This window comes from Gracilibacillus phocaeensis (genome assembly GCF_900626275.1).
GTDB classification, from domain to species: Bacteria; Bacillota; Bacilli; order Bacillales; family Amphibacillaceae; genus Gracilibacillus; species Gracilibacillus timonensis.
This window is the reverse complement of the sequence record NZ_LR131143.1, coordinates 301,843-320,334: the sequence shown is the minus strand read 5'-3', so window position 1 is coordinate 320,334 and position 18,492 is coordinate 301,843. Positions and strand designations below refer to the sequence as shown.

The window sequence follows — 18,492 nt, the reverse complement described above, 5'->3', positions numbered from 1 at the left end:
AAATGAAGGAAAACAAAAGCGTTCCAAAAAATAAGTGGAAACGTCTATTCCAGAAAAAATGGTTTTTTCCTGCGGTATATCTGGTGGCAGCGGCATTTGTTCTGACAGGGGTATTATGGTATCAGCAGGTCATTACGGATACACCAGACATAGCAGATAATGCAAGAGAGAATGTTGGTGATTCAAGACATGATCAGACAGATGATGAGTCAGCACCTGTTATGCAGCAGCAAGAAGTATTGCAAATGCCTGTCGCAGAAAATCTGCAAACTGAAATTGTGACCAAATTTTATGATTATGGCGCAGATGTAGAGGATCAGCAAGACGCACTGATTTTACACGAAAATAAATATTATCAAAGTGACGGTATTGCGATCTCTACGTCTGACCATGAGGCTTTTGATGTGATGGCCTCTCTTTCAGGCACAGTGACAGAAATTAAACACGATCCACTGTTGGGTAATGTGGTGAAGATGGAGCATGAGGAAGGAATCTCCACTTATTATGCAAGTCTTGACGATGTTGTAGTAGAAGAAGGCAGTGAATTGAAGCAAGGTGATTCTTTAGGAACAGCTGGTCAAAATACGCTGGGACAAGATAACGGCGTACATGTCCATTTTGAAGTAAGAAAAGATGGCACACCGGTAAATCCAGAAGAATTTATCAATCAGCCGATTCAAAAGATTACGGCACCTGAAAAAGAAGAGGAAGAGCAAGGTGAAGTAAATCAAGAAGAAGTGGATCAGGAAGAGTCTGGACAAGAAGAGAGTGCACCAGACGAGAATGAGAATGCAGATAATCCGGCAGAGGATAGTGAGCTAGAAGAAGAACTGCCAAACCAAGAACCAACAGAAGAAGAAACGGATGAAGAAGCAAGTCAAGAACTTTCGTTTCGCTCGGAAGAACGAGTATAATAAAAACGGGGCTGATTCCAAATGGAACCAGCCCTATTTTTGTAAGAACAAAAGAGTACCAGTTTCACTAGAAAAATAAAAGGTCATCTTAATGTGCGTTATCTAGCTTGGGTTATGCCACTATAATAATGTTATGGTAGTTTGCTTGTGGATCACTAAATATTTCTATCATGTTTCCATTTAAACAATCAAATTCGCTCATAATCAGTGCACTTCCCATACTACAAAGTATACAACTGCTAAAATGTCGATTTGTCTAGTTATTTGACGAACGATTTTGGTTGCATATTTGACTGAATATGAAATAATAATAGTATGCTAAAATTCACAGAAATATACATCAAAGGTGAAAAAAACCTTAGTAAAAGCATATTTCAGTAGATCTTTTATAAGAGATCATAGTTTACCACAAAAGGAGGGATCATATTTTTCAATGAGAAGAAAGTAATGACAAGTGCAAGTTAAAAGGTTTGGCAAAAAGAAAGAATCGTCGAATCAGTGAAAGCCGCACGTACGCTTTTAAACCAAATAGCGCTCTTGCACACAGTGTGTTCTATTATACTTTTTGAACAATCGCTATCATGGCAAAACGTTCGTTGATAAGTATGAATGTTGCACGTCTTTCTAAAAGTTACCACTTAAAGCCTGATAAATAGATTTAAAAGATTCTAATTTTAGGATGGGAGAATAGGTGGATGAATGTATTGAAAAAATGTGATCCAGATTATGGTGATATTGGTTAGTAAAAAGTGATGAGTTGCTCATCACTTTTTTTGATTGCGTTTTCATTATGCAACGATTTAATTCTACCCTTGACTGCAACAGACTACTTCCCCACAGCTTGTCCTGACATAGGTTGATGTAATTACAAGTCATATTGTTTACTGCTCTGTAATAAGATGTTAGCAATTATCTTTTTTTAAAAACGTCTAAGGCAACATTTATTATACACAGCAATTATTCCGCCTTTATCAGAACACCTTGGACGCTGACAACTTTGGGGAGGCGAGCAAACAGTGCATGATTACATCAAAGAAAGGACATTAAAGATTGGCAGGTATATTATTGAGACAAAAAAAACGGTTCGGGTCATAGCAAAAGAATTCGGTGTGTCTAAAAGTACAGTGCATAAAGATTTAACCGAACGATTGCCTGAACTACATCCAGAGCTTGCTAATGAAGTAAAGTTAATACTCAGTCATCATAAGGCGATTCGACATCTCCGAGGAGGAGAAGCAACGAAACTCAAATATCAGCTCCATAATCGTAAAGCACCGCCACAACAGGAATTATTGACCAAATAGCTATTTGATCCTCTCTATCGATCTATTATCTTTCCTTTCATCTTATCCATTATTTCGCCATTTTCATTCAAAAAATAACAACATTTTCTCAGAAAGATATGTCCGTTCTCATGTGTTTATGATATGATATAAGTTAGAGGTATTATGTACTATAACAACTATGCTCAACGGGAAAAATAGAATGGATTTTCACTAATAATTGACATAAAATTCAACTAATGTGACGGAATAGGGAGGATTAATGTTCATGTTTTCAAGGGATATTGGAATTGATTTGGGTACAGCAAATGTGCTTATTCATGTAAAGGGAAAAGGAATTGTACTGGATGAACCGTCTGTAGTAGCGATGGATCGTAACACGGGAAAGGTTTTAGAAGTTGGGGAAGAAGCCCGTCGTATGGTTGGACGGACCCCTGGCAATATTGAGGCCATTCGTCCGCTTAAAGATGGTGTTATTGCAGATTTTGACGTAACGGAAGCCATGTTAAAATATTTTATTAATAAAATTAATGCCAAAGGTTTCCTATCCAAGCCGAGAATGCTGATTTGCTGTCCAACCAACATAACAAAAGTAGAACAAAAGGCGATTAAAGAAGCCGCAGAGAAGTCTGGCGGAAAAAAAGTATACTTAGAAGAAGAACCAAAAGTAGCGGCGATTGGTGCGGGAATGGACATCTTTCAGCCGAGCGGTAATATGGTAGTAGATATTGGTGGTGGGACGACAGATGTTGCTGTCCTTTCTATGGGAGATATTGTAACCGCTCAGTCGATTAAGATGGCTGGCGATAATTTTGACTCCGAAATCCTGCAATATGTCAAACGCAAGTACAAACTATTAATTGGCGAACGAACGGCAGAAGATATTAAGATTAATGTCGCTACGGTTTTCGAAGGGGCCCGGGATGAAGTCATTGATATTCGTGGACGTGACATGGTCTCTGGTCTGCCACGCACTATTACGATTAAGTCAACAGAAGTAGAAGAGGCGTTAAGAGAATCGATTGCTTTGATTGTCGACTCGGCCAAAAGTGTATTAGAAAAAACACCGCCAGAATTATCAGCTGACATTATTGACCGAGGTGTCATTCTGACAGGCGGGGGTGCCTTGCTGCATGGTTTGGATCAATTATTGGCAGAAGAGTTAAAGGTACCGGTATTGCTGGCTGAAGAGCCAATGAATTGTGTTGCCAAAGGAACCGGTATTATGTTAGACAATATCGACAAATTAGAACGTTCTGTCGTGTGAGCTTAGGTTATTCTGAAGGGAGTAAAGGATATGCTTAGAGGTTTTTACACAGCCATTAACGGGATGATGGCACAACAAAGAAGGCAGGAAGTGCTTTCGAACAATATCACTAACGCACAAACCCCAGGATACAAACAGGATCAAACCACTTTACGTGCTTTTCCAGAGTTACTGATTAATCGCATGGAGAATCGAGATATCCCTACTTCTCAGAATACGAGTGTACCAAGCATGAATGAGATTGGTGCGCTTCACACCGGTGTTTATGTACAAGAAACGATCCCAGATTTTGTGCAAGGAAGCTTGCGTGAGACAGGAATAAGCACTGATATGGCATTGGTTCAACAGACGACACCTGACGAGTTAGGGATGGCCTTTTATACCGTACAGAACAATGAAGGGGAGATTCGTTATACTCGGAATGGTAATTTTACGGTGGATGGGGAAGGGAACCTAACCACCAATCAAGGTTATTATGTGCTTAATCAAGCAGGCGAACCAATCCAGACTGATAACCAGGCATTTTCCGTGACACCTGAAGGACTGATAGAATTACCAGATCAAGCGATTCCTCTTGGAATAAGCTATAGCGAAAATCCCCATGACCTCGTAAAAAATGGACAGGATTTGTATGAACTAGAGGAAGGGGAGGCTTTGGGTGACGCCAGGGCAGTTGATGGACTACAGTTTCAAGTATTACAGCGTCAATTGGAGAATTCCAATGTTGACCAGACACAAACAATGACTGATATGATGCAGGCTTATCGCAGTTTTGAGGCGAATCAGAAGATCGTACAGCAATATGACAGAAGTCTCGATATGGCAGTCAACGATATTGCACGACTTGGCTAATGAGGATGTTCAAGAAGGGGTTCGATATACATGTCAAGAATGACTTTACAAGCAGCTGTTGCGATGGGACAACTGCAGCAACAGCTAGACAATATCAGCAATAACATTGCCAACTCTAATACGACTGGATATAAGCAACGCAATGCGAATTTTTCGTCGTTACTTGCGCAACAGTTCAATACCGAACCAGACCCATTGAATCAAGCCGGTCGACAAACGCCAGAAGGCTTTAGATTGGGAGCAGGTTCACGGCTGGGGCACACGAATTTCCAGTTTAGTCCAGGTTCGTTGCAAACAACAGACCGTAATCTGGATGTTGCTTTACAAGAGGATCATCAATTTTTTCAAGTGCGTGCCGTTGAAAATGGACAGGAAGAAGTCCAGTATACAAGGGCGGGAAACTTTTATTTGTCACCTGTAGCCGATGAACAGTTGATGCTGGTCACCGCAGAAGGTCAGCCAGTGCTTGGTGCTAATCAAGAGCCGATTGTATTGGCCAATGACATGGATGATCTTAAAATAGAGGCAAATGGTGAAATCAATGTTACTCGAAATAGCGTGCAAAATGTGGAAGGACAATTAGGAGTCATAGCAGTGGACCGTCCTAAGCTGTTAGAGGCATCTGGTTCCAATCAATTTCGTTTATCAGAAGACACCCTAGAAAACTACCCAATCGACGAAGTTATAAATGAAGTAGCAGCGAATCAGATGAACTTACAAAATGGTGCATTAGAAAGTTCTAATGTAGATATTGCTAAGCAAACGACAGATATGCTGGAATCACAGCGGGCATATCAATTCAATGCAAGAACTATCTCGATGCACGATCAGATGAATGGTTTGATTAATCAATTGAGATAAGCTAGTAAGGAGCCATCATGTATGACACAGGAAAAACAAGCGAAAGAAAACAGCAGGAGTCAAAAGAAACAAAAAGAAAAACAGCAGGATAAGCAACAGAAAGAAAAACAGCAAGATAAGAAACAACGAAAGAAACAAAAAAAATATGTACGCCGACTGATACCAGTCTGGGCAAAATTCCTCCTCATTGTTATTTTGAGCTTATTTGCCCTGTTGATTGGTCTAATGATAGGCTTCAGTATACTTGGAGACGGAAATCCCTTAGATGTACTGAAATGGGAGACATGGCAGCACATTATTGATTTTGTAAAAGTGGACTAGGCTACGTAGCTGCTTGTCTGTCACGTTTTAAACATTCAAGCCGTTGTAGTAGTATTAAATAACTTGGAAAGGAGCTGACATAATGGATATAGAAGAAATTAAAGCAACGATTCCGCATCGCTATCCTTTTTTATTAGTGGATGTCATTACGGAACAAGAGGAACAACGAATCACAGGAAAAAAGAACGTAACCATTAATGAACCTTTTTTCCAAGGACATTTTCCCGATTACCCAGTGATGCCTGGGGTATTAATTGTGGAAGCATTGGCGCAGGTTGGTGCTGTCGCTATTTTGAATAAAGAAGAGAACAAGGGCAAAATCGGTTTTCTTGCAGGGATCGATAAGTGCCGTTTCAAACGCCAAGTGAAACCAGGTGATCAGCTTCACCTTGAGGTAGAAATTATTCGTATCAAAGGACCAATTGGTAAAGGAAAGGCAACCGCAACCGTAGATGGGGAATTAGCTTGTGAAGCAGAAATCACCTTTGCTGTAAAATAAATAAAAGATGGAAAGCCTAGAGATATTTTCTCTAGGTTTTTTTATTAGCTAGGAAAGTATATAAACCTTGGTATAATAGGAATTAGTTTTGCTCCGTTTTTTTATCAAAAAATGAACTTTTGATCCTCCCCATTTGTATAGTAAGTAACTAAAGAAAAAAGGAAGGAGATGGATCTATGTCAAGAAATTGGACAATAGAAATGGTGAATTTTTTCAAATTCCTACCGCACTCCGCTTGCTTCCCTCTGTGTTAAAAGAAGGGGAAGTCCGCCCCCTTCTTTTAACACAGAGGCTAATTACGCTTTTCTATGAAACTATTTTACGTAGATACATTTTTTCATACGCCATTGGTGACATATATCCAATGGTGGAGTGAATTCGCTTGGAATTATAAAATGTCATGATGTAAGAAAAGATACTACGCTTTGCTTCTTCTCGGCTTTGATAATCTTCATGAAAGATTAATTCCTTCTTGATCACGCTATGAAACGACTCGATACATGCATTATCATAACAGTTGCCTTTCCGGCTCATACTTGTGGTGATATGATGTTTTCTTAAAAGTGCTTGATACTCTTTAGCCGCATATTGGCTGCCTCTATCGGAATGGTGAATTAATCCTTTTTGCGGCGTTTGCTGATTAATGGCTCGTCTTAAAGCGGTGAGTGTTAATTCTTTGGTCATTCGATGACTCATGGCCCAACCAATAATCCTTCTGGAAAACAAATCCATGATGGTCGCTAAGTACAACCATCCCTCTCTGGTCCAAATGTACGTGATATCGCTTACCCATACTTGTCCTGGTTTATCTGCCCGGAAATCTTGATTTAATAAATTCGGATAGACAGGATGCGAATGTTTGGAGTTCGTTGTCGCCTTATATTTCTTCACTGTTTTCGAACGTAAACCATTTTCCTTCATGATACGAGACACTGTTTTTGGAGAAACAGGTACCCCTTCATTGCGTAAAACCTGTGTGATTTTAGGACTGCCATATCTTTTTTTGGATGCGATAAATATGCGTTTGATTTGAGCTGTTAGCTTTTGTTTACGTTTAGATTGATCGCTGACAGGGCGATCTCTCCACTCATAATAGCCACTCTTAGAAACACCTAATACTTGGCACATCTTCTCTACACGAAATTCGTGGTGGTGTTCTTGAATAAATCCATAGATTACTTCGGCTTTTTTGCGAAGATGCCCATAGCCTTTTTTAAAATAGCTACCTCCTCTTCCAAATCACGAATCCGTTTATCTTTTTCATACCCAGCTTGATCTTTGGGACTGCGATTACCGCTTCCTACAAAGCTATTCTCTTGGTCCTCCTTGTACCTAGCTACCCATTTTTGCAGCGTCTGGGGAACTAAGTCTAATTCTCTTGCCACTTCGGCTGCTTTCCTTCCATCTTCCACTACTAATTTTACTGCATATACTTTAAATTCTTTATCATATCGTTTTGCCATGTTAGACACTCCTAGAGATTATTATATTTAGTATAAAAATCCCCATTTGGTATGTCCAATTATTAGACTATCATCAGAGAGTAAGATGACACTATACATATATCATAGATAGGAGGAGTCAGATGGGAACAGAAATTATTATTTCTTTTATCGTATCAGGAATCTGGCTGCTGTTGATTTTGGCAATTATGATTCCCTTTCATCGCAAACATGTGATCAAAGAGAATGGCAAGATAAATTATAAAAACCATCCGTTTATTTACGGTGGAATGTATTGAATACGTTGACAATGGTTTTAGCGATTTATACCATTCTATGTGCTCAAGTATTGTTTTTCCTGCTGGCGAGTGGGGAAACGGGGGACAATAAGTTGAGTACGTTATTAGATGTTTGTTAAACTTATGATAACCATTTTAAATGATGTATATCACAAAGAATTTTCTCGATAAGTAATATTATAGAACGATTAAAAAACTAAATGAAAGGGATGAGTTATTCTATGTTATGGATTATTAGTCAGGATAAACAAAGCCTCATCAATCCAAAAGAGGTTACAGTGAACAAGAAAAAAATAAAAGGTATTGTCGGTACGAAGGTTAGATATGACTGGAGCAAAGATTTGGGGAAGTATGAAACAGAAGCTAGAACTTTAGAAGTTCTGCATGAAATATTTAAGAAAATCGAAGAAAGCAATGGTGCTTCTGTTACATTCGCTATGCCTGAAAAATAAGTGCTTAGCTAATAGTAGTTTGAAAAAAAGATCCTCTAAAGACTATACCTGAATGGTTCCTATTTCTGCTAGGTGAGAACCAATCAACGAATAGCTGGGTTTTGACTGTCTTGATAAAAAAGTGAGGTATGAAGCATATTTCTAGCTAGAGTGGTTATGCTACCTATCGAAGTAACAAAAAGGAGGCCATAACATGAAATCTAGCTATTTCAAATATCTTGCTGCGTTCCTTGTTTCTGTTGGATTGCTCGTGGCTTGTGCTACCAATGATAATGAAGAACAGCCTGCAGAGGAAGAAGTGCCGATGGAAGAAGCCCCTGCAGATGAGACAAACCCCAATGACGATAATCCGGTAGATGAAGACATGGAAGGCGATGCGCAAGATCGTTTAGATGAAACAGAACAAGAAGTAGAAGAGAACACGACGGAAGAGCAAAAACAAGAAGAAGAATAACGAAGAAAAGACCAATTCAGTAATAATAGGGATTGGTCTTTTTACATGGTGCAATATTAAGGCATGGAGGCAATCCGGCTTTGTACAATAAAATGATTCACATGATCCGCTCTCCACTAAATTCCCATCCCAATGTTATTATCACTTGTTTTTCTAAGCCTTAAGTCTTACTCCAAAATATATCCCCAGACCGTTTGCTGGAAAGTCATCCTTTAGTAAGCTGTATAAAGTGAGACTGTTATTCAAAAGTCATCTGATTTCTTTCTCTTGTCGTAATAACATCAGTACAAAGAGAAGGGGACTTTACTGAATCAGTAGTCAGCCTTTTTAACAATTAAACTTTTTCCCCCAAATTATAAAGCCTTATCCATTGAAAAATAGTGATTAACATGGTAAATTAACATAGTGACTGACTGGTCATCCATGAAAAAATGAAACCAATCGAATGGATAAGACGTATAAAAAAGGAGCTGCTGGCTGGTGGATAGTAAGAAGGAACGTATTATACAAGAAAGTGTAAAGTTATTCTCAGAGAAAGGGTTTCATGCTACTTCCATTCAAGAGATTGCCTCCAGAAGCGATGTTTCCAAAGGTGCCTTCTATTTACACTTTGTTTCCAAAGATGACTTATTGGTGGACATCTTCAAATATTATACCGATATGTTGATGGGGAAAATAGGAGAAATAAAACAGACAGCCGATGATCCTAGCAAGCAATTCGCGCAGCAAATAGAAGTATTTTTGCAAATTTTCAATGAGCATCGAGAATATATTTTGATTCAAATTCGTAATCAAGTTCATCTTGGTGATAAAATGGATCAATTAATCTTCAATTTGCACAAGGAAAGTTTTGAATGGATGCGGGAACAGTTATTTCTCATTTATGGTGAACAGATTACGCCTTATATTGTGGATATAGCGATTCAATTAGAAGGCATGATGAGCAGCTATATGCAGTGGAGTGTCTTGCATGACATCACCTTTGTTCCCTCGCGATTAGCGGATTACATAGTGAATCAAATCGATTGTCTAGTCCGACAAGTGATAACAGGGGCAGAGAAGCCGATTTTCTGTCTGGAAGATCTCTCAAGATTTTACGTCGAAGAGACGCAGGGTGCATCGCAAATTATCGAAGAAATGAAACAAATGATGAAAAAAACCAGTAGTAAGGAGAAACAACAGATGGAAGAAGCCCTCCAAGCGTTAGAGGAGGAAATAGAAAAGCAAGAACCAAGGCAAATCATTATTCAAAGTATGCTTGCCCATTTAGAGTCTTATCCATCCTTCTATACTGCTGTTCAAAAATTAAAGAAAACGAGAGGGGACATGAAATGAAACGATTATTAGCTGTGTTCGTTATGATCACCATAGCGCTAGTGGCTTGTTCACAAGAGCCAGAAGAGCAAGAAGAAACAGAAGTAGTAGTACCAGTTGAAACAGATGAGGTGACACAAGGAGATTTGATGGCCGATCGCGTTTTTTATGGTCGGGCGATGCCGGATCAGACCATTCCTGTGATGCCTCCAGGAGCTGGTGAAGTGGATGAATTAAACGTGGAAAATGGAGATGAAGTAGAAGAAGGGGATGACCTTGCTACCATCACTACACAGCAAGGTAATGTTACGTTGGAGGCCCCGGCTGATGGTACAGTATCTCAGTTAGAGGCGCAGGAAGGATCGGTTATTTCTGATCAAGATCCTTTTGCAACGGTAATTGATTTAGATCAGTTGACGATTCAATTGGAGATGCCAGATACTCAATTGGATTTGTTTGAAACAGGGCAGGAAGTCAACGTATCCCTCACCAACGCTGATGATGAAGAAGGTGTGGCGGAAGTCATTTCGATTGGCAATACGGCAGGTGAATCCGGGTTATTCACTGTTGATCTAACGTTTGATAATACAGATACGAATCATCGAGCAGGTACAGTAACCAAAGTGGTTGTGGAAGAAAATATCCTACAAGATAGTTTAATTATTCCGACCGCTGCCTTAGTAGAAGAAGATGACGAAACATTTGTTTATATAGTGGATAATGATACGGCGAAGCAAGTGGATGTAACCGTACAAGAAACGCACTCCAATCAAACAGCGATTGAGGCGGATCTAAGCGAAGGAGATCAAATTATTGTAAGTGGTCAATTAACCCTTGCAGATGGTAACCAAATTAGTATTGTAGAGGAGGATTGATCATGAAGCTTATTAAAACATCCGTAAAACGGCCAGTTGGCGTTATCATGATTGTCCTCGCTATCATTGCCATGGGTGTGATATCGGTTCGAAATGTAGCCATTGACTTGTTTCCAGAGATCGATTTACCGATTGCTGTTGTTGCCACCAATTATCAGGACGCAGCACCACAAGAGGTAGAACAATTGGTGTCAGAACCGTTAGAAGGAAGTCTGAGTTCCATTGAAGGGGTAAATACGATTCAATCTCAGTCACAATCAGGCTCATCCTTGGTTATTTTGATGTTTGAGAATGGAACCAACCTTGATAATGCCTTGCTCGATGTTAGGGAAAGCGTCGACCAGGTGAAGGGAATGCTGCCAGAAGGGGCAGATGACCCTAGTGTTCTCCGTTTTAACCCAAATCAAATGCCGATTATGTGGGTCGGTTTAACCGGTGCGGACACAACTACCCTTCAATCCGTAGCAGAAAATACAGTACAGCCTTATTTTGAACGACAAGGCGGCGTTGCTTCTGTTGGTATTGAAGGTGGAGAAGAACGAGTGATTGATCTAGAATTAGACCGTGCTGCTTTAGATCAATATGGCATAACGACGCAAATGGTGCAACAAGGTCTGCAAGGTGCTAATCAGTCAGGCTCTGCCGGCACCATTCAAAAAGGGGATCAGGATTTACAATTGCGTGTCGATGGCACGTTTACCTCTGTTGATGATATTGCGAATACGATTATTCAATCCCCACAAGGCAGTCAGGTGAAAATCTCTGATATTGCCAATGTGAATGATACCTTGCAACAGAACGGAACAACCATGGTGAATAATGAAACATCAGTCGTACTAAACATTCTCAAACAATCGGATGGGAATACCGTTGATGTATCAGACAATATCTTGGGTTCAATTGATAGTTTGAATGAGGAATTGCCAGAGGGTGTTGAATTACAAGTAGTCGTCGATACCTCTGAATTCATTAAACAGTCGGTAGACTCCGTTATTCAAAATATGATTTTCGGTGGAATTTTTGCTTTATTGGTATTGCTCTTATTCTTTAAGAGTATTCGAGCTACCTTTGTTATTGGATTGTCGATCCCTATTGCGATTGTCTCCACCTTTGTGCTGCTTTACTTCACAGGAGAAACGCTGAATGTCTTAACGATGGGCGGTCTGGCGCTCGGAATTGGGATGATGGTCGACAGTTCGATTGTTATTTTGGAAAATATAGTGAGTTACCGACAGCAGGGTTATAAATTGAAAGAAGCAGCGGTGAAAGGGGCATCGGAATTAGCACCTGCCGTGATTGCTTCCACCACAACAACATTGGTCGTCTTTTTACCAATTGTGTTTGTCGATGGGATTGCTTCTGAATTATTTACACCGTTAGCCTTAACGGTAGCCTTCTCGCTGATTGCCTCGTTAGTTGTTGCGGTAACCTTGGTGCCGATGTTATCTTCCAAGCTGCTTACGAGGATTACGGACGAAAAAAATCGCCGTTATTGGTTCAATCGCTTCTTGCAAAAAGTGATTAACTTCTACCAGCGAGTACTGGAAAAAGCGTTGAAATTCCGTAAGACAACAATAGCTCTCACGCTTGTGGCGATTATCGGAAGTATTTCCTTGACACCATTGATGGGTGCTGCATTTATCCCAGAAGGGGATCAGGGGCAGTTATCGATTACCGTAGAAACACCAACGGGAACCAATGAGGAAAAACGCTTGGATATTACCGAAGAAGTGAATGAAAAGCTATCAGGATATGATGATGTCATTGATGTCAGCTATGTAACAGTTGGCAGTGGAAATCCTGAAGAAGCTCTGATGGGAGGTGGTGGCGCTGCGACCTATCAGATCCAACTTGTGCCACCGGAAGAGCGAGAGCAAACAACGAGCGATGTAGTGACGGAATTAGATGAGGAACTAGCTGCCATTGCTGGCGCTGAGATTTCCGTCGACGATGTTAGCTCTGGTGCTGCCGGATTAGGAGATCCGATTCAGATTCAAATCTCTGGACCTGAAACAGAAGTATTGCAAGAATTGTCGGACCAAGCCCTGCATATTTTAGAGGATGTGGAAGGGGTACACAATCCAACCTCGTCCTTGTCTGATACGCAATCAGAAATGGAAGTGCAGGTAGATCGAGATATGGCTGCTCAATATGGATTGACTTATCAGGAAGTGATGAGCCAAGTACAATTATCATTCACTGGTCAAACGGTCATGCAGTATCGTGAAGATGGTGAGGAAATGAATGTACGACTGATGTACCCAGAAGACGAACGTACAACCATTAATGACCTGGAGAATATTACAATTCAAAATCAGCAAGGTACTCAAGTGCCGTTAACAACGATCGCCGATTTTGAACAGGTGCAGAGTGCAGCGACTATCACTAGACAAAATCAACAGCGTCAGGTAAATATCTCTTCCGGCATTTCGGGTAGTGATTTAGGTACCGTTTCGCAGGAAGTAGATAACGCCTTAAGCTCCTTGAACTGGCCAGATGATTATGATTACTCCATTGGTGGTCAGGCTGAGGATATGGTGGATGCCTTTGTCGATTTAGGCTTGGCCTTGCTGCTGTCGATTTTCTTAGTATATGCCGTTATGGCTGTGCAATTTGAGAACTTCTTGCATCCATTTATTATCATGTTCTCGATGCCATCAGCTATTGTAGGTGTACTTGGCGGCTTATTTATCACTGGTCAACCATTGTCCGTAACGGCATTGATTGGGGTGATTATGCTCGCCGGCATTGTCGTCAATAATGGGATTATCCTGGTTGACTATATCAATATCCTCCGTGATCGAGGGGTGGATCGTCATGAAGCCATTGTTGAAGCAGGCAAATCAAGACTGCGTCCGATTCTGATGACAACATTAACCACGATTCTCGCTATGATTCCATTAGGACTTGGTTATGGAGAAGGGGCAGAGATGCAACAGCCAATGGCTATTACCGTTATTTTCGGTTTAGCTACATCGAGTATTTTCACTCTTGTGTTGATCCCGGTCGTATACACTTACTTTGATAATTTATCAGAACGAGTGAAAGGCTGGTTCACAAAAAAAAGAAAAAAAACAGCCCATAACGAAGGCTGATTAATGAAACCCGCGGCGCGTGCTGCGGGTTTTATTTTATGAAAAAAAGAGTGGATGTTCTCAAGTTGACAGAACCGAACTAACGAATAAAAAGGTGAAGCTGTTACTTTGGCTGTAAGGTATAGCCTGCAGTGTTTATCGATCTTTTTTACATGAAAAATAAAACAATGTTTGACAAATTTCATGAAAGTGATTACACTACAGTTAAACGTTTAATTTTTAAGTTGTGTACATGGAGGTGAGGCTTGTTTGAACGTGACGTTGAAAGAAGTAAGTAAACATTGCGGGCTGTCTACGGCCACTGTGTCTCATGTGATACATGGCACCAAGCCCGTCAAGAAAGAAACGAAAGAACGAGTATTGCGCTCGGTGGAAGAGTTAGGATATATACCGCATGAATCAGCCCGCCAGCTAAAGGCAGGATCCAGTCGTCTGATCGGCGTTTTGACCATTGGCTATAACCAATTTTTCACTAATATTCTCCGAGGCATTCAAGAACAGGCGGATGCATTAGGTTGGAAGATTATTGTAGGTAGTACCGATGAAGATTTACAGGCACAGCAATCTTTCCTTGATTCCTTGATGCAAAAAAGGGTAGAAGGCATCATTATGGCACCTACAAAAGGCTGGACAAAGGAAAAGCTAGGCAGATACATGAAGCATACCGCAATGGTCTTCATCGACCGAAAAATATCAGGTTTAGAAGATTATGTAGTTGCTACGAATAACCTGCAAGTTTCTCAAACCGTAGTGGAACATCTGATTCACCAACATGCCTACCGTGAGATAGGTCTGATTTATGCAGATACGAAGGTCTCCTCGATGGAAGAGCGGAAACAAGGTTATATCAAGGCTATGAATCATGCAGGTTTATCAGTGAAAGGTTACTTGATGGCTCAAGCAGATGGAAGTATTCAAAGCGGACAACAAGCCATGAAACAGTTGCTAGAAGAGCATCCCAAGCTGGAAGCGGTTTATATAGCTAACAATAAATTATTGTTAGGAGCCTATCGAGAATTAAAAATAAGACAGATGAAAATCCCAGACGAACTGGCAATTATCGGATTTGATGTTGAGCCTTGGATGGAATTTCTTCATCCTGCCATTTCGATTGTAGAACAACCTGTTGAAGACATGGGAAAACATGCTATGCAAAAATTGATTGATGTAAAAAACAACAAAGTGACACTTAGTGAGGATTTAAACAACCAGTTTATCATTGCCGAAACATGTGGCTGTCGAGAATAGTGGATAAGAGACAGTTGAGAAAAGCAAAGGGAGCATCAACCCCCTTGTTTTTCTACACTTAAAAGTTAAACGTTTACCTTTTGTCAGGAGGGAATGTATAAAGTCGTTATATATCACGAACAATAGAGCTGAGTGGTGAAAGCTACACACGAAAAGGAGAAAACGACAGTTAAGCATTTGCCAAAGTAAAGGAGTGGGAGACAATGAAGAAGATTATCTGGATGGCGAGTTTGTTTCTTTTTCTATTGATACTGGGGTGTAGTCAGGATGACAATGGTGCATCTAACCAAGATATTAGTGAGCCAGTAGATTATTCGAATCCAGAAGGTAAAATCGTCTGGTCAAGCGGGAGCTTATCTGGTCTTGGTTTGCGACAGGAATTAATAGAAGGGTTTGAAGAGAAGTATCCGAATGTAGAAGTAGAATTACAAGAGGCTCCTTCTACCACGAATCAGTCGCAAACTTATTACACGACAACGATTGGCGGACAAAGCGAAAAACCGGATATCTACAGTGGCGATTCCAATTGGCCGGCACAATTCGGCAATGCCAATATTGCTTTAGATTTGTCAGAGATCATGCCGGATGAATTTTGGGATCGTTTTCCGGATACCTTAGTCGACTCTGTTACCTATGAAGGTGGAATTTACGGTGCACCATTCTACGATAACATTGGTGTGCTTTATTATCGCAAGGACATCTTAGAAGAGGAAGGCCTTGAGGTGCCTAGCACATGGGAAGAGTTGCAGGACATGTCGATTGAACTGAAAGAAAAAGGGTTAGTAGACTATGGTTTTGTTTGGCAAGGCGCCTCGTATGAAGGGCTTACTACCAATTTTCTAGAATATTTACATGCCGCTAATGGTGAGGTATTAGACGAGAACGAAGAAGTGAATATCAACACCCCAGAAACGGAAAAAGCCTTATCATTTATGCAAGAATTGGTGAATGGCGGGGCAACACCAAGCGCAGTAGCTACCTTCCATGAAGATGAGGCAACTACGACCTTTAGTTCAGGCTCTGCTGCCTTTTTGCGAAATTGGATGAGCTATTATGGTCAGTTGCAAGATCCGGAAATGTCGGCAATGAGTGAGAATATCGGAATTTCTGCCTTGCCTGCCTTTGAGGGAGGAGAGCGACATACGACGCAATCCGGTTGGAACGTCTTTATCAATCCAAACACACAGAATTTAGAGGCATCCTTGGCTTTTATGGATTATCTAACCGGTGAGGAAGCTCAGCGGATCATGTTAGAAGGACACGATATGATCCCAACAAATACGGCGGTCACGGAAGATCCAGAACTGATTGACGAGTACGAAATATTAGAAATCTATCAGGAGGCTATTACTACACCAAGGCCAAAGACACCTAATTACAATGCCTTATCTGAAGGGATTTACATGAACGTTAACGAAATGATCGTGGAAAATAATGACGTACAGGATATCTTAGATACAATGGAAGATCAGATGAAGTCGGCTAACGATTCCGGACTATAAGAGGTCCAGCACTATAAAAAACAGTAAGAAATAGAGGAGTGAGGTGCAGGTATGTCAAAACGAACAAATGGGTCTAACCGTTCTTTGCGAGAGTCTTGGAGACTGAATCGCCCGGGGTATTTAATGGTACTGCCAACCGTTCTGGCACTTGCTGTTATTATGTTCTATCCGATTTTCTACACATTGCGGATGAGTTTAAGCGATGTGGGAATTTCGAGTGATGGTTATACGTTTGATTTTGTTGGGTTACAACATTACATCAATATTTTTACCAATTCGGTTTATTGGGATAGTTTATGGTTCACCTTTTATTTTGCCTTTGTAACGGTAGCAGTGGAGATTGTGCTTGGTTTATTGATTGCCTTAGCGATCAACAAAGTAAAACGATTATTGAATGTATCACTAGTAATCATGTTGATTCCATGGGCATTGATCACCGTGGTTTCAGGACAGATGTGGGCTTATATCTATAATGCGGTGTATGGGGTATTAAATTATCTCCTGGAAGCCGTGCATGTAATCGATTCACCAGTCGCATGGCTGGCAACTCCAGATACGGCTGTTATCAGTATGATGGCCGCTGAAATTTGGAAAACGACGCCTTTTGTTGTGATTATTTTATTAGCTGGTTTACAGATGGTGCCGAAAGATCAGTATGAAGCAGCGGCAATGGATGGTGCCAATCGTTGGCAGACATTTTGGAAAATCACCTTACCAGCGATCAAAGGAAGTATTGCAGTATCGGTCATTTTCCGTTTATTACAGGCGTTTGGGGTATTTGATTTGCCGTTTGTATTAACGGGCGGGGGACCAGGTAATGCAACACAGCCTGTCGCGATGCTGGCCCAAAAGTCTCTATTTCAGAATTTGAATTTTGGATTAGGTTCAGCGATTTCTGTGAGTGTAGTGTTTTTCATTATCATGCTTTCGATCACCTTTTATCCGCTGATTCGATCCGTTGTGAAAGGAGAGTCATAACTTATGCGTTTATCAAAAGTAGGTCGTTACCTAGTTTTAATAGCGTTTCTTATTCTCATTATTTCGCCGTTCTATTGGATCGTGATTACCTCCTTTAAGCCAGGCTCTGAATTAGGAGATTATCCACCAGGATTTTTGCCGGAAACGTGGACATTAGAACATTATCGGGAGGCGATAGTGGATCATGGCTTCTTAACCAATATGTTTAACAGTATGGTTGTATCTATTTCGGCAACGATTATTGTCTTGATCTTTTCTAGTATGGCTGCCTTTGCAATTGCCAAACTGCCATTGCCGAATAAATACCCAATGATGGTGGGCTTGCTTATTCTATCCATGTTTCCACCGGTTACGGTTGCACCAGCGATTTATATTATGTTGAATAATATGGGGCTGTTAAATACGTACACCGGTCTGGTGATCCCGTATATTGCCTTTAACCTGCCATTTGCCGTTTGGTTGTTACGGAATTACTTTGCACAAATCCCGACCGAGTTGCTAGAAAGTGCTCGGGTAGATGGGGCAAGTACGTTTTATACCTTTTACAAAATCTATTTACCGTTAGTCAAGCCAGGTCTTTTTACAGCCGCAATCTTTACGTACATTGCGACATGGATTGAGTTTTTCTTGGCGCTGATTATCAATTCGGATCCATCGATGAGGACGGTATCTGTAGGGATCGCATTGTTTAGTGGTCCATACTCGATTCCATATGGCACGATTTTTGCAGGCTCCATCATTGCGATGCTGCCAATCGTTATCCTGACAATCATTTTCCGTAAGGGGATTATCTCTGGTCTTACAGGAGGAGCGATTAAAGGTTAGATAAATAGTTA

The 18,492-nt window shown here is 40.7% G+C and carries 18 protein-coding genes; 17 read left to right on the top strand and 1 reads right to left on the bottom strand.

Translation table 11 applies throughout. The features are described from left to right. Nucleotides 1–2: 2 nt before the first annotated feature. The 7 genes from spoIIQ to fabZ all read left to right on the top strand — a co-directional run bounded on the left by spoIIQ (nucleotide 3) and on the right by fabZ (nucleotide 5,997). On the top strand, nucleotides 3–914 hold the full coding sequence (gene spoIIQ, locus E0E32_RS06040) for a stage II sporulation protein SpoIIQ (RefSeq protein ID WP_066188068.1): 912 nt from the start codon (nucleotides 3–5) through the stop codon (nucleotides 912–914). A 1,016-nt stretch (nucleotides 915–1,930) separates the two neighbouring features. Further along, the gene (gene spoIIID / locus E0E32_RS06035; RefSeq protein WP_066188066.1) at nucleotides 1,931–2,218 is read left to right on the top strand and encodes a sporulation transcriptional regulator SpoIIID; all 288 of its coding nucleotides are present in this window, start codon (nucleotides 1,931–1,933) and stop codon (nucleotides 2,216–2,218) included. Between the two features lie 247 nt (nucleotides 2,219–2,465). After that, the gene (locus tag E0E32_RS06030; RefSeq protein ID WP_066188065.1) at nucleotides 2,466–3,464 is read left to right on the top strand and encodes a rod shape-determining protein; all 999 of its coding nucleotides are present in this window, start codon (nucleotides 2,466–2,468) and stop codon (nucleotides 3,462–3,464) included. Nucleotides 3,465–3,494: 30 nt separating this feature from the next. Next, nucleotides 3,495–4,316: a flagellar hook-basal body protein gene (locus E0E32_RS06025; RefSeq protein ID WP_130859280.1), complete on the top strand. Its 822-nt coding sequence runs from the start codon at nucleotides 3,495–3,497 to the stop codon at nucleotides 4,314–4,316. 30 nt (nucleotides 4,317–4,346) lie between these two features. Beyond that, on the top strand, nucleotides 4,347–5,177 hold the full coding sequence (locus E0E32_RS06020; RefSeq protein WP_130859279.1) for a flagellar hook-basal body protein: 831 nt from the start codon (nucleotides 4,347–4,349) through the stop codon (nucleotides 5,175–5,177). A gap of 21 nt (nucleotides 5,178–5,198) precedes the next feature. After that, entirely contained in the window at nucleotides 5,199–5,498 is a 300-nt protein-coding gene (locus E0E32_RS06015; RefSeq protein WP_066188060.1) for a DNA-directed RNA polymerase subunit beta, read from the top strand. An 82-nt stretch (nucleotides 5,499–5,580) separates the two neighbouring features. Then, nucleotides 5,581–5,997 carry a 3-hydroxyacyl-ACP dehydratase FabZ gene (gene fabZ, locus E0E32_RS06010; protein WP_078059936.1) on the top strand — a complete coding sequence of 139 codons (417 nt, stop codon included), beginning with the start codon at nucleotides 5,581–5,583 and terminating at the stop codon, nucleotides 5,995–5,997. A 306-nt stretch (nucleotides 5,998–6,303) separates the two neighbouring features. Here the strand turns inward: fabZ and E0E32_RS06005 are convergent. After that, nucleotides 6,304–7,460, bottom strand: a protein-coding gene (locus tag E0E32_RS06005; RefSeq protein WP_207302271.1) for an IS3 family transposase whose coding sequence is annotated in 2 segments (ribosomal slippage) — nucleotides 6,304–7,202 and nucleotides 7,202–7,460 — 1,158 coding nt in all. Because the reading frame shifts where the segments join, the coding sequence is not laid out codon by codon here. A 122-nt stretch (nucleotides 7,461–7,582) separates the two neighbouring features. Here E0E32_RS06005 and E0E32_RS22105 point away from each other — a divergent pair. The 10 genes from E0E32_RS22105 (at nucleotide 7,583) to E0E32_RS05960 (ending at nucleotide 18,481) form a co-directional block, all read left to right on the top strand. Beyond that, nucleotides 7,583–7,738 (top strand): hypothetical protein, encoded by a 156-nt coding sequence (locus tag E0E32_RS22105; RefSeq protein ID WP_165444973.1) that lies wholly within the window; start codon nucleotides 7,583–7,585, stop codon nucleotides 7,736–7,738. A 221-nt stretch (nucleotides 7,739–7,959) separates the two neighbouring features. Next, complete coding sequence (locus tag E0E32_RS06000; protein ID WP_130859278.1) at nucleotides 7,960–8,190, top strand: hypothetical protein; 231 nt, start codon at nucleotides 7,960–7,962, stop codon at nucleotides 8,188–8,190. 193 nt (nucleotides 8,191–8,383) lie between these two features. Next, nucleotides 8,384–8,644, top strand: a complete 261-nt coding sequence (locus tag E0E32_RS05995; RefSeq protein ID WP_130859277.1) for a hypothetical protein — start codon at nucleotides 8,384–8,386, stop codon at nucleotides 8,642–8,644. Nucleotides 8,645–9,124: 480 nt separating this feature from the next. Next, the gene (locus E0E32_RS05990) at nucleotides 9,125–9,979 is read left to right on the top strand and encodes a TetR/AcrR family transcriptional regulator (protein WP_066188042.1); all 855 of its coding nucleotides are present in this window, start codon (nucleotides 9,125–9,127) and stop codon (nucleotides 9,977–9,979) included. Then, on the top strand, nucleotides 9,976–10,833 hold the full coding sequence (locus E0E32_RS05985; protein WP_130859276.1) for an efflux RND transporter periplasmic adaptor subunit: 858 nt from the start codon (nucleotides 9,976–9,978) through the stop codon (nucleotides 10,831–10,833). The genes E0E32_RS05990 and E0E32_RS05985 overlap by 4 nt, the downstream gene beginning before the upstream one ends. Before the next feature lie 2 nt (nucleotides 10,834–10,835). Then, on the top strand, nucleotides 10,836–13,928 hold the full coding sequence (locus tag E0E32_RS05980; protein ID WP_130859275.1) for an efflux RND transporter permease subunit: 3,093 nt from the start codon (nucleotides 10,836–10,838) through the stop codon (nucleotides 13,926–13,928). 255 nt (nucleotides 13,929–14,183) lie between these two features. Then, entirely contained in the window at nucleotides 14,184–15,176 is a 993-nt protein-coding gene (locus tag E0E32_RS05975; RefSeq protein ID WP_286171832.1) for a LacI family DNA-binding transcriptional regulator, read from the top strand. 203 nt (nucleotides 15,177–15,379) lie between these two features. After that, nucleotides 15,380–16,678: an ABC transporter substrate-binding protein gene (locus E0E32_RS05970; protein WP_130859273.1), complete on the top strand. Its 1,299-nt coding sequence runs from the start codon at nucleotides 15,380–15,382 to the stop codon at nucleotides 16,676–16,678. Nucleotides 16,679–16,729: 51 nt separating this feature from the next. Then, the gene (locus E0E32_RS05965; protein WP_066188033.1) at nucleotides 16,730–17,656 is read left to right on the top strand and encodes a carbohydrate ABC transporter permease; all 927 of its coding nucleotides are present in this window, start codon (nucleotides 16,730–16,732) and stop codon (nucleotides 17,654–17,656) included. A gap of 3 nt (nucleotides 17,657–17,659) precedes the next feature. Next, nucleotides 17,660–18,481, top strand: a complete 822-nt coding sequence (locus tag E0E32_RS05960; RefSeq protein ID WP_066188031.1) for a carbohydrate ABC transporter permease — start codon at nucleotides 17,660–17,662, stop codon at nucleotides 18,479–18,481. The last annotated feature ends 11 nt before the right edge of the window (nucleotides 18,482–18,492 follow it).

Coding starts and splice junctions, on each gene's coding strand:
- E0E32_RS05980 (WP_130859275.1), top strand. CDS start 10,836: ATGAAGCTTATTAAAACATCCGTAAAACGGCCAGTTGGCGTTATCATG.
- E0E32_RS05960 (WP_066188031.1), top strand. CDS start 17,660: ATGCGTTTATCAAAAGTAGGTCGTTACCTAGTTTTAATAGCGTTTCTT.
- E0E32_RS05985 (WP_130859276.1), top strand. CDS start 9,976: ATGAAACGATTATTAGCTGTGTTCGTTATGATCACCATAGCGCTAGTG.
- E0E32_RS06020 (WP_130859279.1), top strand. CDS start 4,347: ATGTCAAGAATGACTTTACAAGCAGCTGTTGCGATGGGACAACTGCAG.
- E0E32_RS05965 (WP_066188033.1), top strand. CDS start 16,730: ATGTCAAAACGAACAAATGGGTCTAACCGTTCTTTGCGAGAGTCTTGG.
- E0E32_RS06025 (WP_130859280.1), top strand. CDS start 3,495: ATGCTTAGAGGTTTTTACACAGCCATTAACGGGATGATGGCACAACAA.
- E0E32_RS05970 (WP_130859273.1), top strand. CDS start 15,380: ATGAAGAAGATTATCTGGATGGCGAGTTTGTTTCTTTTTCTATTGATA.
- E0E32_RS06030 (WP_066188065.1), top strand. CDS start 2,466: ATGTTTTCAAGGGATATTGGAATTGATTTGGGTACAGCAAATGTGCTT.
- spoIIQ (WP_066188068.1), top strand. CDS start 3: ATGAAGGAAAACAAAAGCGTTCCAAAAAATAAGTGGAAACGTCTATTC.
- E0E32_RS05995 (WP_130859277.1), top strand. CDS start 8,384: ATGAAATCTAGCTATTTCAAATATCTTGCTGCGTTCCTTGTTTCTGTT.
- fabZ (WP_078059936.1), top strand. CDS start 5,581: ATGGATATAGAAGAAATTAAAGCAACGATTCCGCATCGCTATCCTTTT.
- E0E32_RS22105 (WP_165444973.1), top strand. CDS start 7,583: ATGGGAACAGAAATTATTATTTCTTTTATCGTATCAGGAATCTGGCTG.
- E0E32_RS06015 (WP_066188060.1), top strand. CDS start 5,199: ATGACACAGGAAAAACAAGCGAAAGAAAACAGCAGGAGTCAAAAGAAA.
- E0E32_RS06000 (WP_130859278.1), top strand. CDS start 7,960: ATGTTATGGATTATTAGTCAGGATAAACAAAGCCTCATCAATCCAAAA.